General features: G+C 72.2%; 9 protein-coding genes and 2 pseudogenes. 8 read left to right on the forward strand and 3 right to left on the reverse strand.

Annotated elements, in window-relative coordinates; all coding sequences use genetic code 11:
• Together ABTY59_RS16825 and ABTY59_RS16830 are read left to right on the forward strand one after the other, a co-directional pair.
• A complete protein-coding gene (locus ABTY59_RS16825; RefSeq protein WP_352019707.1) occupies nucleotides 1-444 on the forward strand; it encodes a hypothetical protein in 444 nt (147 codons plus the stop codon).
• Nucleotides 445-591: 147 nt separating this feature from the next.
• Nucleotides 592-1401, forward strand: coding sequence for an LAVTG motif-containing sortase-dependent surface protein (locus ABTY59_RS16830; protein ID WP_352019708.1), 810 nt, complete (start codon nucleotides 592-594; stop codon nucleotides 1399-1401).
• A 62-nt stretch (nucleotides 1402-1463) separates the two neighbouring features.
• Here ABTY59_RS16830 and ppc read toward each other — a convergent pair whose 3' ends face one another.
• Nucleotides 1464-4193: a phosphoenolpyruvate carboxylase gene (gene ppc / locus ABTY59_RS16835; RefSeq protein ID WP_352019709.1), complete on the reverse strand. Its 2730-nt coding sequence runs from the start codon at nucleotides 4191-4193 to the stop codon at nucleotides 1464-1466.
• Between the two features lie 239 nt (nucleotides 4194-4432).
• On the opposite strand from ppc, the gene ABTY59_RS16840 reads away from it, so the two are divergent.
• From ABTY59_RS16840 to ABTY59_RS16860, 5 genes and pseudogenes are all read left to right on the forward strand, one after another.
• Nucleotides 4433-5416 (forward strand): acyl-CoA desaturase, encoded by a 984-nt coding sequence (locus ABTY59_RS16840; protein WP_352019710.1) that lies wholly within the window; start codon nucleotides 4433-4435, stop codon nucleotides 5414-5416.
• Nucleotides 5413-6105, forward strand: a complete 693-nt coding sequence (locus ABTY59_RS16845; RefSeq protein WP_189805565.1) for a TetR/AcrR family transcriptional regulator — start codon at nucleotides 5413-5415, stop codon at nucleotides 6103-6105. Before ABTY59_RS16840 ends, ABTY59_RS16845 begins: the two co-directional genes overlap by 4 nt.
• Before the next feature lie 189 nt (nucleotides 6106-6294).
• Complete coding sequence (locus ABTY59_RS16850; protein ID WP_352019711.1) at nucleotides 6295-8007, forward strand: FG-GAP repeat domain-containing protein; 1713 nt, start codon at nucleotides 6295-6297, stop codon at nucleotides 8005-8007.
• A gap of 280 nt (nucleotides 8008-8287) precedes the next feature.
• A pseudogene (locus ABTY59_RS16855) lies at nucleotides 8288-9760 on the forward strand (FG-GAP-like repeat-containing protein); the annotation flags it as partial.
• Nucleotides 9761-10239: 479 nt separating this feature from the next.
• A pseudogene (locus tag ABTY59_RS16860) lies at nucleotides 10240-11694 on the forward strand (FG-GAP-like repeat-containing protein); the annotation flags it as partial.
• Nucleotides 11695-11924: 230 nt separating this feature from the next.
• Here ABTY59_RS16860 and ABTY59_RS16865 read toward each other — a convergent pair.
• On the reverse strand, nucleotides 11925-12758 hold the full coding sequence (locus tag ABTY59_RS16865) for a trans-aconitate 2-methyltransferase (RefSeq protein WP_352019714.1): 834 nt from the start codon (nucleotides 12756-12758) through the stop codon (nucleotides 11925-11927).
• Between the two features lie 162 nt (nucleotides 12759-12920).
• Between ABTY59_RS16865 and ABTY59_RS16870 the strand changes: the two genes are divergently transcribed.
• Nucleotides 12921-13418 (forward strand): MarR family winged helix-turn-helix transcriptional regulator, encoded by a 498-nt coding sequence (locus ABTY59_RS16870; protein ID WP_017241145.1) that lies wholly within the window; start codon nucleotides 12921-12923, stop codon nucleotides 13416-13418.
• Here the strand turns inward: ABTY59_RS16870 and ABTY59_RS16875 are convergent.
• Nucleotides 13377-14162, reverse strand: a complete 786-nt coding sequence (locus tag ABTY59_RS16875) for a LuxR C-terminal-related transcriptional regulator (RefSeq protein ID WP_352019715.1) — start codon at nucleotides 14160-14162, stop codon at nucleotides 13377-13379. The genes ABTY59_RS16870 and ABTY59_RS16875 overlap by 42 nt on opposite strands.
• Between the last annotated feature and the right edge of the window lie 35 nt (nucleotides 14163-14197).

The raw sequence follows: 14197 nt of genomic DNA on the forward strand, positions 1-14197 counted from the left end.
ATGACGCACGTCCGTACCGCCGCCATGGCCCTGGTCGCCCTGCTCCTCCTCGTCGCCGGCGCGTGGGCCTCGTGGAACTCGGCCCAGCACGTCCTGCTCGCGAAGGGGCGTGAGCACGGGACGCTGACGGTGACGGCGTGCACGGACGAGACGTGCAGTGGCCGTTACGTTCCGGAGGACCCCTCGTCGTCGCGCCGGACGCTGACGATCGCGCGTTCGGTGGCGGCGGAGCGGGGGGTGACGATCCCGGTGGTGGTGAAGCCGGGCACGGACGAGGGTGTGCGGACGGGGTGGGGCGGGGGTCTGCACGCCTGGCTGCCGCTGGGCGGGGCGCTGTTGCTGGCGGCGCCTCTGGTGGGCGGCGGGATGCGGCTGACGCGGACGGCGTGGTCGTTCGCGGGTGTGGGCGGTGCGGTGCTGGTGGCGGCGTTCTTCGCGCTGTGAGCGTGATCGTTGTGGACCTCTGCCTCAAGGCCGGCTCCTGGCGATGGATAGGCTGCCCCCCGCCACTCCCCACGGCATCCTCATCCCACAGATGGACGACTGCATATGCGACGCTCCTTCCTCCCCGCAGCCGCTCTTGTCGCGGCCATGACGGGCTCCGTGATCCTGGCCCCGACCGCCTTCGCCTCGGACGGCACGCACACGTACCCGCTGCACCAGCAGACGCCGATCGCCGCGTCGGAGGCGTCCCACGACGGTGACTGCAAGACGATTCCGGCCAACCAGGACGGCTGGCACTTCGTCATCCCCGGCAACGGTGTGGAGTTCACCAAGCTGACGGTGACCTTCGACAACGGCGCGCCGGTCGTCATCACCTCGTTCGGCCCGCCGAGCGCCAAGCACGCGTACGTGGGTTCCGCCCCGGGCGCCAAGCTGACGTCGGCCGAGGCCGAGGTCGACGGTGTCATCAAGCAGGGCTGGTTCAACCTCTCCCACACCTGCCCGGCCGGCGACACCACGGGCGGCACCACGGGCGAGCAGACCACCGGCGGCACGACCGGCGAGCAGACCACCGGCGGCACGACCGGCGAGCAGACGACCGGCGGCACCACCACGGGCGAGACCACCTCCACGGGCGGGACCACCACCGGTGAGACCACCTCCACGGGTGAGACCACGTCCACCGGCGAGACCACCTCCACGGGCGGGACCACCACGGGCGACACGACCTCCACCGGCGGCTCCACCACCGGTGAGACCGCCTCCACCGGCGGCTCCACCACCGGTGAGCAGGCCACCGGCGGTTCCGCCAGCGGTGGTTCGGACGCCAAGGGTGGGGGCGACCTCGCCGAGACCGGTTCCAGCGCCCCGGTCGGGATCCTGGCCGCCGCCGCCCTGGCCCTCGCGGCCGCCGGCGCGGTCCTGGTGACCCGCCGCCGCAAGGCCACGCAGAACTGAGGCCGTGACAGAGCCCCCGCCGGGAATCCGGCGGGGGCTCCGTCGTGCCTGCGGGAGGGGCGTCAGCCGGTGTTGCGGAGGCCGGCCGCCACGCCGTTCACCGTGAGGAGCAGGGCCCGCGCGAGCAGCGGGTCCGGGTCCTCGCCGCGCTCGGCGTCCGCGCGCTGGCGGGCGAGGAGGGCGACCTGGAGGTAGGAGATCGGGTCCAGGTAGGCGTCGCGGATGGCGAAGGTCTGCTGGAGGACCGGGTTGGAGTCGAGGAGCTTCTCGCCGCCGGTGACCTTGAGGACCTCGGCGACGGTCAGCGCGTGCTCGGCCTCGATGGTCTCGAAGACGTGCTTGAGGTCGTCGGGGACGAGGGTGTCGACGTAGTGGCGGGCGATCCGCAGGTCCGTCTTCGCGAGCGTCATCTCGACGTTGGAGAGGAAGTTGCGGAAGAAGTGCCAGCGCTCGTGCATCTCGCCGAGGACCGCTTCGAGGCCGGCCTCGCGCAGGGCCTTGAGGCCGGAGCCGACGCCGAACCAGCCGGGGACGATCTGGCGGGACTGGGTCCATCCGAACACCCAGGGGATGGCGCGGAGTCCGTCGAGGGAGACGCCGGAGCCGGGGCGGCGGGAGGGCCGTGAGCCCAGGTGCAGGTCGGCGAGCTGGTCGACGGGGGTGGAGGCGAGGAAGTACGCCGGCAGGCCGGGGTCCTCGACGAGCTTGCGGTACGCGGTGTGGGCGGCGTCCGAGACGGTGTCCATGGCCGCGTCCCAGCGGGCGAGGGCCTCGTCGGACTGGCGCGGCGCGGTGTGCAGGGCGGAGGCCTGCAGGGTGGCGGCGACGGTCAGTTCGAGGTTCTCCCGCGCGAGGGACGGGATCAGGTACTTGTCGGAGATGACCTCGCCCTGCTCGGTCACCTTGATCTCGCCCTCCAGGGTGCCCCAGGGCTGGGCGAGGATCGCGTCGTGCGAGGGGCCGCCGCCGCGGCCGACGGTGCCGCCGCGGCCGTGGAAGAGGCGCAGCCGGACGCCGTAGCGGTGGGCGACGTCGCGGAGCCGCCGCTGGGCGCGGTGGATCTCCCACTGGGAGGTGGTGATGCCGCCGAACTTGGAGGAGTCCGAGTAGCCGAGCATGACCTCCTGGACGTCGCCGCGGAGCGAGACGAGACGCCGGTAGGAGGGGTCGGCGAGCATGTCGTCGAGGATGACGTCGGCGGCCTTGAGCTCGTCGGTGGTCTCCAGGAGCGGCACGATGCCGATCTTGGCCCAGCCGGCGTGCAGGTCGATCAGGCCGGCCTCACGGGCGAGGACGGCGGCGGCGAAGACGTCGTCGGCGCCCTGGCACATCGAGATGATGTACGACTCGATGACCTCGGGGCCGAAGCGCTCGAAGGCCTCCTTGACGGTGTGGAAGACGCCGAGGGTCTTCTCGCCCGCGGCGTCCAGCGGGGCCGGGGTCGGGGCGAGCGGGCGGCGCGAGCGCAGCTCCTTGGCGAGCAGCTTCTGCCGGTAGTCGCGGGGCATGTCCGCGTACCGCCAGGACTCCTCGCCGAGGCGGTCGAAGAGCTGGCCGAGGGCGTGGTGGTGGGCCTCGGCGTGCTCGCGGACGTCCATGGTGGCGAGCTGGAGACCGAAGGCGGAGAGGGTGCGGATGACCCGGTCCATGCGGCCGTCGGCGAAGAGCGCGCCGCGGTGCTCGCGCAGCGAGGTCTGGATGAGGGTGAGGTCGCGGATGAGCCCGGAGGTGCCGAGGTAGTCGCGGCCGTCCTGGTGCGGGGTGCCGTGGGCGAGGCGCTCGCGGGTGTTGACGAGCTTCTGCCGGATGCAGGTGGCCTTGAGGCGGTACGGCTCCTCGGCGTTGAGGCGCTTGTAGCGGGGGCTGATCTCCGGGAGGAGGTCCAGGTCGCGCTGGAGGGAGTCCAGGAGTTCCTGGGTGGCTCCGGTGTAGCGGATGGAGTTGGAGAGCAGTCCGCGGAGGAAGTCGACGAGTTCGAGGGCGTCGGTGATGCCGTGCTCGTGCTGGAGGATCAGGACGTCCCAGGTGACCTGGGGGGTGACGTTGGGGTTGCCGTCGCGGTCGCCGCCGATCCAGGTGCCGAAGGTGAGCGGGCGGGTGCCGGCGGGCAGTTCGACGCCGACGCGCTCCAGTTCGGCGGCGAGGTCCTCCAGGACGTCGCCGACGGCGTTGGCGTGCAGCTCGTCGAGGTAGTAGATGGCGTTGCGGGCCTCGTCGGCGGGCTCGGGGCGGACGACCCGGAGCTCGTCGGTCTGCCAGATGAGGTCGATGTTCTCGGCGAGCCGCAGGTCGGTGCGGCGCCGCTCGGCCTGGGTGACCGGGGTCTCCAGGAGGGCGGCGATGCGGCGGAGCTTGTTGAGGACGGAACGGCGGGCGGCCTCGGTGGGGTGCGCCGTGAAGACGGGCCGCACGTTGAGGTTCCGGACGGTCTCGCGGACGTGCTCGGGGTCGCCGTCCTTGAGCATGTCGGCGGTGCGGGCGAGGAGGCCGCCCTCGGCGGCGCGCTTCTCGCGCATCTCGCGTCCGCGGTGGACCTGCTCGGTGACGTTCGCGAGGTGGAAGTAGGTGGAGAAGGCGCGCACGAGCTTGGCGGCCGTCTCGAGTTCGACGCCTCGGAGCAGCTCGGCGGCTGCCTCGCCGTCCTCGCGGGTGAGGCGGCGGACCTTCTCGACGAGGTCGAGGAGTTCGTGGCCTTCCTGGCGCACGAGGGTCTCGCCGAGGAGATCGCCCAGTCGGCGGATGTCGGCGCGCAGCTCGGTGCTGGCGGTGGGGGTCTGGTCGGCACTGCTCACAGGTGCGGCTCCTTGCAGTGTTCGAGCACGTCTGGAGGGTTCTGGAGGCTTGCGGACCGCGCTGTCCGACGCCCCCAGGATAGGTGTCCACATGGTGGGCGGCGGGCAGGCCCCTCTTTGCGCCCTCTTGCCGCGCGCCACGGCGCTGCCATACTTACGACGCCGTAGGTTACGGAGGCGTAGGCACGGCTTCGTGCTCCGACGCGTTTCCCCCTCCTCTTCACCCCCCAGGGACACCCATGACCATGAGCCCCGAGATGACGTCCGCGTCCGCGGCGCCGGATGATTCCGCGGCCCTGCCCTCCGCCACGCTGGGCGGGGACAGCAAGGGTTCGATCGAGCAGATCACCCTGATGCTGTTCATCACGGTGCCGTTCCTGGCGCTGCTCGCGGCGATGCCGCTGGCCTGGGGCTGGGGGGTCAGCTGGCTGGATCTGGGGCTGATGGTGGTCATGTACTACATCGGCTGCCACGGGATCACGATCGGTTTCCACCGGTACTTCACGCACGGTTCGTTCAAGGCGAAGCGGCCGCTGCGGATCGCGCTCGCGATCATGGGTTCGCTCGCGGTGGAGGGTCCGCTGGTCCGGTGGGTGGCGGACCACCGCAAGCACCACAAGTTCTCGGACGCGGAGGGCGACCCGCATTCGCCGTGGCGGTTCGGCGAGACGGTTCCGGCGCTGATGAAGGGCCTGTGGTGGGCGCACATCGGCTGGATGTTCGACGAGGAGCAGACGCCTCAGCACAAGTACGCGCCCGATCTGATCAAGGACCCGGCGATCCGGCGGATCTCGCGCCAGTTCGTGCTGTGGACGGTGGTGTCGCTGGCGATCCCGCCGCTGGTGGGCGGTCTGGTGACGATGTCGTGGTGGGGCGCGTTCACGGCGTTCTTCTGGGGCTCGCTGGTGCGGGTGGCGCTGCTGCACCACGTGACGTGGTCGATCAACTCGATCTGTCACGCGGTGGGCAAGCGTCCGTTCCGGTCGCGTGACCGTTCGGGCAACGTGTGGTGGCTGGCGGTGCTGTCCTGCGGCGAGTCCTGGCACAACCTGCACCACGCGGACCCGACGTCGGCCCGGCACGGGGTGCTGCGCGGTCAGGTCGACTCCAGTGCGCGGCTGATCCGCTGGTTCGAGCAGCTGGGCTGGGCGACGGACGTCCGGTGGCCGGCGAAGTCCCGCATCGAAGCCCGCCGCCAGAGCGCTTCCGCAGACGCGGCATGATGGAAGACGTGGCGATCGAGGGCAGGACCGGCGGTACCGGCAGCAGCGGTGGAGAGCAGAAGCCCCGGCGTGGGCGCCGGGTGCGGATGACGGGCGCGGAGCGCCGGGAGCAGCTGCTGGACATCGGTCGCACCCTCTTCGCGGAGAAGGGCTTCGAGGGCACGTCGGTGGAGGAGATCGCGGCGAAGGCCGGGGTCTCCAAGCCGGTGGTGTACGAGCACTTCGGGGGCAAGGAGGGGCTGTACGCGGTCGTGGTCGACCGGGAGATGCGGCAGCTCCTGGACGGGGTGACGGGGGCGCTGACGGCGGGGCATCCGCGGGAGCTCCTGGAGCAGGCGGCGTTCGCGCTGCTCGACTACATCGAGAACTACACGGACGGTTTCCGGATCCTCGTACGGGATTCGCCGGTGGCGCAGTCGACGGGCACGTTCGCGTCGCTGATCAGTGACATCGCCACGCAGGTGGAGGACATCCTGGGCCTGGAGTTCAAGGCCCGCGGGTTCGACCCGAAGCTGGCGCCGCTGTACGCGCAGGCGCTGGTGGGGAGCGTGGCGCTGACGGGCCAGTGGTGGCTGGACGTCCGCAAGCCGAAGAAGGCGGAGGTCGCCGCGCATCTGGTGAACCTGGCGTGGCACGGTCTCGACGGTCTGGAGCAGAAGCCGCGGCTGATAGGGCACCGCAAGAACTGACGGCGCGGCCGGCAGGTGACGTACGGGGGAAACCGACTCGACTCCCCATGTCCGCCCAGGAGTACACTCCTCCCCACATCCGGGGGGGGTGTTCGCCCTTCGCGCGTGCCCGTCGCCCGTGGCCGTGCGGAGGCGCCGCGGACCTCTCTGCCGGGTCCTTGGTTCTCACGTTCCCCAGGGGGGGATCTTTTGCGTTCCGTATTCTCCGGGCGTGCTCGTCGTGTCACCACCTGCACCGCGCTCGCCCTGTCCGCCGGCATGCTGCTGGCGTCTCCCGCCGTCGCCGCCGAGGCGCCCCGGCCGCCGCGGCAGGCCGTGGCGGAGCCGCGGCACGACCTCGCGGCGTCGTCGGGGCTCGACCTGTCGCCGCTGGCCGGCGCGTCCGGCAGGGCGCGGGCGGCCGGGGCGGCGGCCGTCGTGGCGCCGCGCTTCGACGTCGACGGCGACGGGAAGTCCGACCTGGTCCACCGCAGGTGGGACGGGCGGACGTACGTCGCCACGGCGGCCGCGACCACCGAGTTCGACACCAGTGGCACGCTCGTCGACCTCGACCTCGTGCCGCTGGGCGACCAGGACGGCTCGGGCAGGCCCGAGGTGCTGTCGGTGTCGGCGACCGGTGTCCTGAGGCTGTACGCGGAGGCGACGGCCACCTCGGGTTCGCTCACCTGGTCGGGGGGCGGCTGGACCGTCTACAACAAGGTGTTCTCGCCGGGTGACGTCGACGGCGACGGCAAGGCGGACCTGCTGGCCCGGCAGCACAACGGCGACCTCTACTTCTACCGGTGGACGGGCACGGCGTCGGAGCCGTTCGCCGCCCGGGTGAAGGTGGGGCCGGGCTGGGGCGCGTACGACCAGCTCGTGGGTCTCGGCGACACCGACGGCGACGGGAAGGGCGACGCCGTCGCCCGCACCCCGGACGGGACGCTGTACTTCTACGGCAGCACCGGTGACCCGGCCGCTCCGTTCAAGCCGCGCAGGGCGCTCGGCGGCGGCTGGAACGTCTACAACCAGATCGTCGCCGCCGACGACACGAACGCGGACGGCAGGGCCGATCTGCTGGCGCGGGACCAGAGCGGTGCCCTGTGGGGCTACACGGGGCGCGGCGACGGCACGTTCGCGACGCGGGTGAGGCTCGCCGGCGACTGGGTCGCCGTGGACCAGTTCGGCGGGGCGGGCAGCATCCCCGCCACGGGCAAGAACGCCTTCCTGGGCCGGGACAGGGACGGGTCGCTGTACTGGTACGGCGGGCAGAACAACGGCACGCTCACCGCGCGCAAGCAGTGGGGCGTCGCGTACGACTGGGGCGGCGCGTCCCTGTCGTACGTCTCCGCGCTGGACGGGGGCGCGTTCGCCGACCTCCTGGAGATCTACCAGGGTCACCTCTACAACGCGGACCGGGACCTCGGCGGCGGCTGGCAGATCTACAACCTGCTGGTCGGCCCCGGCGACCTGAGCGGCGACGGCAAGGGCGACCTGCTGGCCCGTGACGGGTCCGGCGTCCTGTGGCTGTACCGGGGCGACGGCGCGGGCACGGGCGTCGCCTCCCGGATCAAGGTCGGCACCGGGTGGAACGCGTACAACCGGCTCCTCGGCGCGGGCGACTTCTCCGGCGACGGGCGCCCCGACCTGCTGGCGCGGGACGGTTCGGGCAACCTCTACCTGTACAAGGGCACCGGTTCGGCGACCGCGCCGTTCTCCGGGCGCGTGCGGATCGGCACGGGCTGGGGCGCGTACCCGCAGCTGGCGGCGCCGGGCGACCTGAACGCCGACGGCAAGGCCGACCTGGTGGCCGTGACCTCGGCGGGCGATCTGTACCGCTACCTGGGCACGGGCACGGGCGCGGTCCTCACGCCGCGGGTCAGGATCGGTACCGGGTACCAGGCGTACCCGACCCTGTACTGACGCGGTCCCGGGCGCCCCGCACCGCGGCCGCGGTGCGGGGCGTCCGCGTGTGCGGCGGGCGTGAGTAGACTCCTGTTCCACATCCGGGGGGGGTGTTCCTGTCCTCGGGCGAAGCCGTCTTCGCGCACCCACGGGCGCGCGGCGATGCCGTCCGAACCCGTGCGAGCCCCCTGTCCGGCTCCGTCGAACCTCTGGTCCCTGGGGGGATCTCTTGCTCTTCCCGCACTCCACGCGCGCGCGCCGTGTCGCCGGCTGCACCGCGCTCGCCCTCACCGCCGGCATGCTCCTCGCGGCCCCGGCGTCCGCCGACGGGTCCGCGCCGCACCCGGTCGTCCCGAAGCCGGTCACCCGGGTCGTCCCGGCGTCGCCGAAGCTCCCCGGGAGCGGAGCCCTCGGTCAGGGCGCCCTGGCGGACGCGGGCGTCGGCGCCTCTCCGCTGCTGTCGGACTTCGACGGCGACGGCGCGGGCGACCTGATCTACCGCGTCTGGGACGGCAAGGTCAGGACGGCCTCGACGTCCACGGCGAGCGCCCAGTTCGGGTCGTTCCCCGAGCCGCCGAAGGACGTCGTCCCGATCGGCAACCAGGACGGGAACGCCAGCGGTCCCGAGGTCCTGACGCTGTCTCCGCAGGGCACGCTCAGCCTGTGGGCGGACGCCACGCCCAGCGGTGGGACGCTCGCGTGGCAGGGCGGCGGCTGGGGCATCTACAACAAGATCGTCGCGCCGGGCGACGTGAACGACGACGGCCGCGCGGACCTGGTCGCCCGTGACCACGACGGCGTGCTGTGGCTGTACTACGCGACCGGCAAGCGCACGGCGCCGTTCGCCGCGCGGGTGCTGCTCGGCGGCGGCTGGAACGGCTACGACCAGCTGTTCGGCATCGGCGACGACAACGGCGACGGCTGGGCGGACCTGCTCGGCCGCGACACCTCCGGCACGCTGTGGTTCTACGCCGGCACGGGCGACAAGGCCAAGCCGTTCGCGACCCGCAGGTCCATCGGTGTCGGCTGGGGCGGCTACAACCAGATCTTCCCCGTCGGCGACGACGACGGCGACGGCAACGGCGAGCTGATCGCCCGCGACCTGGACGGCACGCTCTGGTACTACACCGGCAAGGGCGACGGGACGCTCGCGCCCCGCACGCAGATCGGCCAGCGCGGCGAGTGGGACTGGGTCGTGCAGTTCGGCGGCGCGGGCAACATCCCGGTCGGCGGCGAGAAGGACGGCGTCTTCGCCCGGGACACGACCGGCACGATGTACTGGTACGGCACCACGAACGGCGGCCGTCTCGGCACCCGCGCCCGGTACGGGAACGCCGGGGACTGGAGGGGGGCCGACTTCACGCACCTGTCCACGATGGACCCGGACGCCTCCTCGGACCTCGCGGAGGTCTTCCAGGGCGTGCTGTACGTCGACAGCGTGAAGATCGGCAGCGGCTGGGGCGTCTACAACGCCCTCGTCGGCCCCGGTGACCTGTCCGGCGACGGCAAGGGCGACCTCCTCGCCCGCGACCGCTCCGGCGTCCTCTACCTCTACAAGGGCAACGGCACCGGCACCGCGCTCTCCGCCCGGATCAAGGTCGGCACCGGCTGGGGCACGTACAACAAGCTCCTCGGCGCCGGCGACTACACCGGAGACGGCCGCACCGACCTCCTCGCCCGCACCACCGGCGGAGACCTCTACCTCTACCCCGGCACCGGCAACGCCACCACGCCCTTCAAGACCCGCGTCAAGATCGGCACCGGCTGGAACGCCTACACCAAGCTCGTCGCCCCCGGCGACCTCAACGCCGACGGCAAGGCGGATCTGCTGGGTGTGACCTCGAACGGCGAGCTGTACGCCTACCTGAACACCGCCCCCGCCAAGTTCGGCACCCGCGCCAAGATCGGCACGGGCTACGGCATCTACGACGCGATGTCCTGACCGTCGGGTGAACGCGAGGCGCCCCGTACCGGAGTTCCGGTGCGGGGCGCCTCGCGTTCACCCAATGATCGCTGGCGTCGGGCGACCCGGTGAGTAGACTCGTGTTCAACATCCGGGGGGGTGTTCCGGCTCGTACGAGGTCGTCCCCGCGGGCCCAACGGCCCGCGTCGACGCCGTCCGTCGCCGTGCGAGCCCTCCTGTGTGGTTCTGTCGAACCTCTGATCCCTGGGGGGGATCTCTTGATTTCCGTGTACTCCAAGCGCGCCCGCCGCGTCACCGCCTGCACCGCTCTCGCGCTCTCCGCCGGCATGCTCCTCGCGGGCCCGGCCTCCGCCGAGACGCCGGCGCCGGTCGCGCCGATCACGAAGCCCGCGCCGTCCTTCACCGTCCCGAAGCTGAACCTGCCGAAGCAGGGCGCCGAGCGCGCGGGCGCCGCGGCGGCCGAGGCCGACCCGCTCCTGCTGTCCGACCTGAACGGCGACGGCAGCGAGGACGTCATCCTCCGCGGCTCCGAGGGGCTGCTCTTCTCGGCCACGTCCGAGGAGACCGGTGACTTCTTCGACATCGGCCGCGACGACGACATCGCGAAGGACATCGTCCCGATCGGCCAGCAGGGCGGCGCGGCCGCGCCCGAGGTGCTCGTGCTCTCCGAGAACGGCACGCTCACCCTCTTCCGCGACGCCGGTCCGGCCGGCACCACGTCCCAGTCCGTGGTGGGCGGCGGCTGGCAGACCTACAACAAGATCACCTCGCCCGGCGACGTGAACGCCGACGGCCGGGCCGACGTCGTCGCCCGCACGCTCGACGGCCAGCTGTACCTGTACCTGGCCACCGGCGACCTCACGAAGCCGCTCGGCGCCCGGATCGCCGTCGGCGGCGGCTGGAACGCCTACGACCAGCTCGTGGGCCTCGGCGACGGCAACGGCGACGGCAAGGCCGACCTCTACGCCCGTGACACCGCCGGCACGCTGTGGTTCTACGCCGGAACCGGCGACACGACCAAGCCGTTCGCCGTGCGCACGTCCATCGGCGGCGGCTGGGGCATCTACAACCAGATCATGCCCGCCGGTGACGGCAACCTGCTGGCGCGGGACAACACGGGCACGCTCTTCTTCTACGCGGCCAACGGCAACGGCACCCTGGCCGCCCGTCAGCAGACCAGTGAGAAGGGCGACTGGTCGGGCGTCGTGCAGTTCGCGCGCGCCGGCAACATCCCGTCCACGGGCAAGGAGGGTGTCTACGCGACCACCTCCAACGGCGCCCTCTACTGGTACTACAACAGCACCACCGGTGGTCTCGACGAGCGCCTGGAGATCCTGCCCGCCGGCGGCCTGGACTCCGGCGTGGCCCTCACGCACCTGTCCTCGCTGAACCCGGACGGCGCCTCCGACGTGGCCATGCTGGCCAACGGCTACCTCTTCGTCGAGGGCAACGAGATCGGCAGCGGCTGGGGCGTCTACAACACCCTCGTCGGCCCGGGCGACCTGTCCGGCGACGGCAAGGGCGACCTCCTCGCCCGCGACCGCTCCGGCGTCCTCTACCTCTACAAGGGCAACGGCACCGGCACCGCGCTCTCCGCCCGGATCAAGGTCGGCACCGGCTGGGGCACGTACAACAAGCTCCTCGGCGCAGGCGACTACACCGGAGACGGCCGCACCGACCTCCTCGCCCGCACCACCGGCGGAGACCTCTACCTCTACCCCGGTACCGGCAACGCCACCACGCCCTTCAAGACCCGCGTCAAGATCGGCACCGGCTGGAACGCCTACACCAAGCTCGTCGCCCCCGGCGACCTCAACGCCGACGGCAAGGCCGACGTCCTCGGCATCACGTCGAACGGCGAGCTGTACCGCTACCTGAACACCGCCCCCGCCAAGTTCGGCACCCGCGCCAAGATCGGCACGGGCTACGGCGTCTACAACTCCGTCCAGTGACGGACTGAGGGCGCCCCGGACGCCCCGCACCGGATCTCCGGTGCGGGGCGTCCGCGCGTTCACGGCTTCTTGCGGGCGACGGCGAAGATCCGGCGGAACGGGAAGACCGTGCCGTGCCGGCCCGGCGGATAGGCCTCGCGGAGCAGGGCGCGGTACGCGGCGAGGAAGGCGTCGACCGCCTCCCGGTCCTCGCCCAGGGCGGTGAGGACGGGGCGCAGCGCGGTGCCCTTGACCCAGTCGAGGACGGGGTCCTCGCCCTGGAGGAGCTGGCAGTACGTGGTCTCCCAGACGTCCGCCTCGCAGCCGAGGTCGGCGAGGCGGGTGAGGTAGTCGTCGGTGTCGAGGACGTGGACGAAGCGGCGCCCCTGGTCGCCGAGGCGGGTCCGCCACTCGGGGGTCTCGCAGAGCTCGCCGAGCAGGGCGTGGCTGGGCGAGGTGAAGTTGCCCGGCACCTGGAAGGCCAGGGTGCCGCCCGGACGGAGGCCGTCGATCCAGGAGGCGAAGGACTCGGGGTGGTTGGGCACCCATTGGAGGGCGGCGTTGGAGACGATCAGGTCGTACGGCTCGCCGGGGGTCCAGTGGGCGGCGTCGGCGCGCCGGAAGTCGAGCCAGCCGCCGCCCCGGGTGGTGCCCGCCCAGTCCTTCTCGGCGCGCTCCAGCATCTCGCCGGAGAGGTCGAAGCCGGTGATGTGCGCGTCGGTCCACCGGTCGGCGAGGAGGACCGTCACGTTGCCGGGTCCGCAGCCGAGGTCCGCGATGCGGGCGGGCCGGTCCTGGGTCGGCAGCTTCGGTATTCGGGCGAGCAGGTCGAGGAACGGGCGGGTGCGGTGGCCGGAGTGACGGAGGTACTGCTGGGGGTCCCAGGTCGGTGCGGCTGGTTCGACGGAATGCATGTTCGAAGCCTCCTTGCTGGCAGGAGTTGCCGAAGCGGAACGAGTTCCGGCGGGGTCCCTTCCCCATGGCCCGGGGAAATATATCTTGACTCCAAGATACTCGACATCGAGAAACTTGAATACAAGAGACTTTATGTCAACAGACCCTCTACACTGATCGTCATGGAGGACGAGGTCGACCGACTGGTCGCAGCATGGCGCCGCGAGCGCCCCGACCTCGACGTGGAACCGCTCGAGGTGCTCAGCCGCGTCTCGCGGCTCGCCCGCCACCTCGACCGCGCCCGTCGGCTCGCCTTCTCCGAGCACCAGCTGGAGCCGTGGGAGTTCGACGTCCTGACCTCCCTGCGCCGCGCCGGAGCGCCGTACCAGCTCTCCCCCGGCCAGCTCCTCACCCAGACCCTGGTCACCTCGGGCACCATGACCAACCGCATCGACCGGCTCACCAAGAAGGGCCTCGTCGAGCGGCTCCCCGACCCCAGCGACCGGCGCGGGGTCCTGGTCCGGCTCACCCCCGAGGGCCGCGACCGCGCCGACGAGGCGCTCGCCGGGCTCCTCGCCCAGGAGCGCGCCATCCTGGCCCAGCTCTCCCGCGCCCAGCGCGGCGAACTGGCCGCGCTGCTACGCCGGCTGACCGCCCCGTTCGACAACATCCCCGGATAGCGTCCGCGGGACCGGCACCGGCTCCGCGGGGCCCACGCCCGCCCGGCGGGCCAGCGCCACCGCCGCCAGCGTCGAGTGCACGCCGAGCTTCCCGAGCACGTTCTGCATGTGCGTACGGACGGTGTGCGGGGAGAGGAACAGCCGCTCGGCGACCGCCTTGCGGCCCAGGCCCGCGACCATGCAGCGCAGCACCTCCCGCTCGCGCGGGGTCAGCGACTCCACGAGCCGCTCGCTGTCCGTCCGGTGCCTGCGCGCCTCCGTCAGCTCCCGCAGGACGCCCGTGAGCAGCGCCGGCGGCAGATGCGTCTCGTCGCGCAGCACCCCCCGCACCACCGCGAGCAGCCGCTGGAGCGAGCAGTCCTTCGCGACCCAGCCGGAGGCCCCGGCCTGGAGCGCCAGCGCGGCCCGGCGCGGGTCGTCCTTCTCCGCGAGCACGACCGTACGCAGCGCGGGCTGCACCCGTCGTACGCCCGTGACCAGCGAGATCCCGTCCACGGCGCCCTCGGCGTCCTCCGGCACCGCGCGCGCCACGGCCGCGCCCGCCGGTCCCGCGCCCAGCTCGGCGTCGACGAGCAGCACGTCGAACCTGCGGCCCTCCGCCGCGCCGCGCTCCAGACAGCGCAGGGCCGCCGGGCCGCTGCCGGCGGCGGCGACGTCGACGTCGGGCTCCGCCGCGAGGGCGGCGGCCAGCGATTCGGCGAAGATGCGGTGGTCGTCCACCACCAGGACGCGGATGCGTGCCACGGACACTCCCAAGTGTCGAGGAACGGACCGACGCG

It is taken from the genome of Streptomyces sp. NPDC096079 (assembly GCF_040303145.1).
In the GTDB taxonomy this organism is placed as follows: domain Bacteria; phylum Actinomycetota; class Actinomycetes; order Streptomycetales; family Streptomycetaceae; genus Streptomyces.

Bases quoted from the DNA above. Each gene is read 5' to 3' on its own strand.
- ABTY59_RS16825 (WP_352019707.1), top strand. From the start codon at position 1: ATGACGCACGTCCGTACCGCCGCCATGGCCCTGGTCGCCCTGCTCCTC.
- ABTY59_RS16845 (WP_189805565.1), top strand. From the start codon at position 5,413: ATGATGGAAGACGTGGCGATCGAGGGCAGGACCGGCGGTACCGGCAGC.
- ABTY59_RS16865 (WP_352019714.1), bottom strand. From the start codon at position 12,758: ATGCATTCCGTCGAACCAGCCGCACCGACCTGGGACCCCCAGCAGTAC.
- ABTY59_RS16840 (WP_352019710.1), top strand. From the start codon at position 4,433: ATGACCATGAGCCCCGAGATGACGTCCGCGTCCGCGGCGCCGGATGAT.
- ABTY59_RS16870 (WP_017241145.1), top strand. From the start codon at position 12,921: ATGGAGGACGAGGTCGACCGACTGGTCGCAGCATGGCGCCGCGAGCGC.
- ABTY59_RS16830 (WP_352019708.1), top strand. From the start codon at position 592: ATGACGGGCTCCGTGATCCTGGCCCCGACCGCCTTCGCCTCGGACGGC.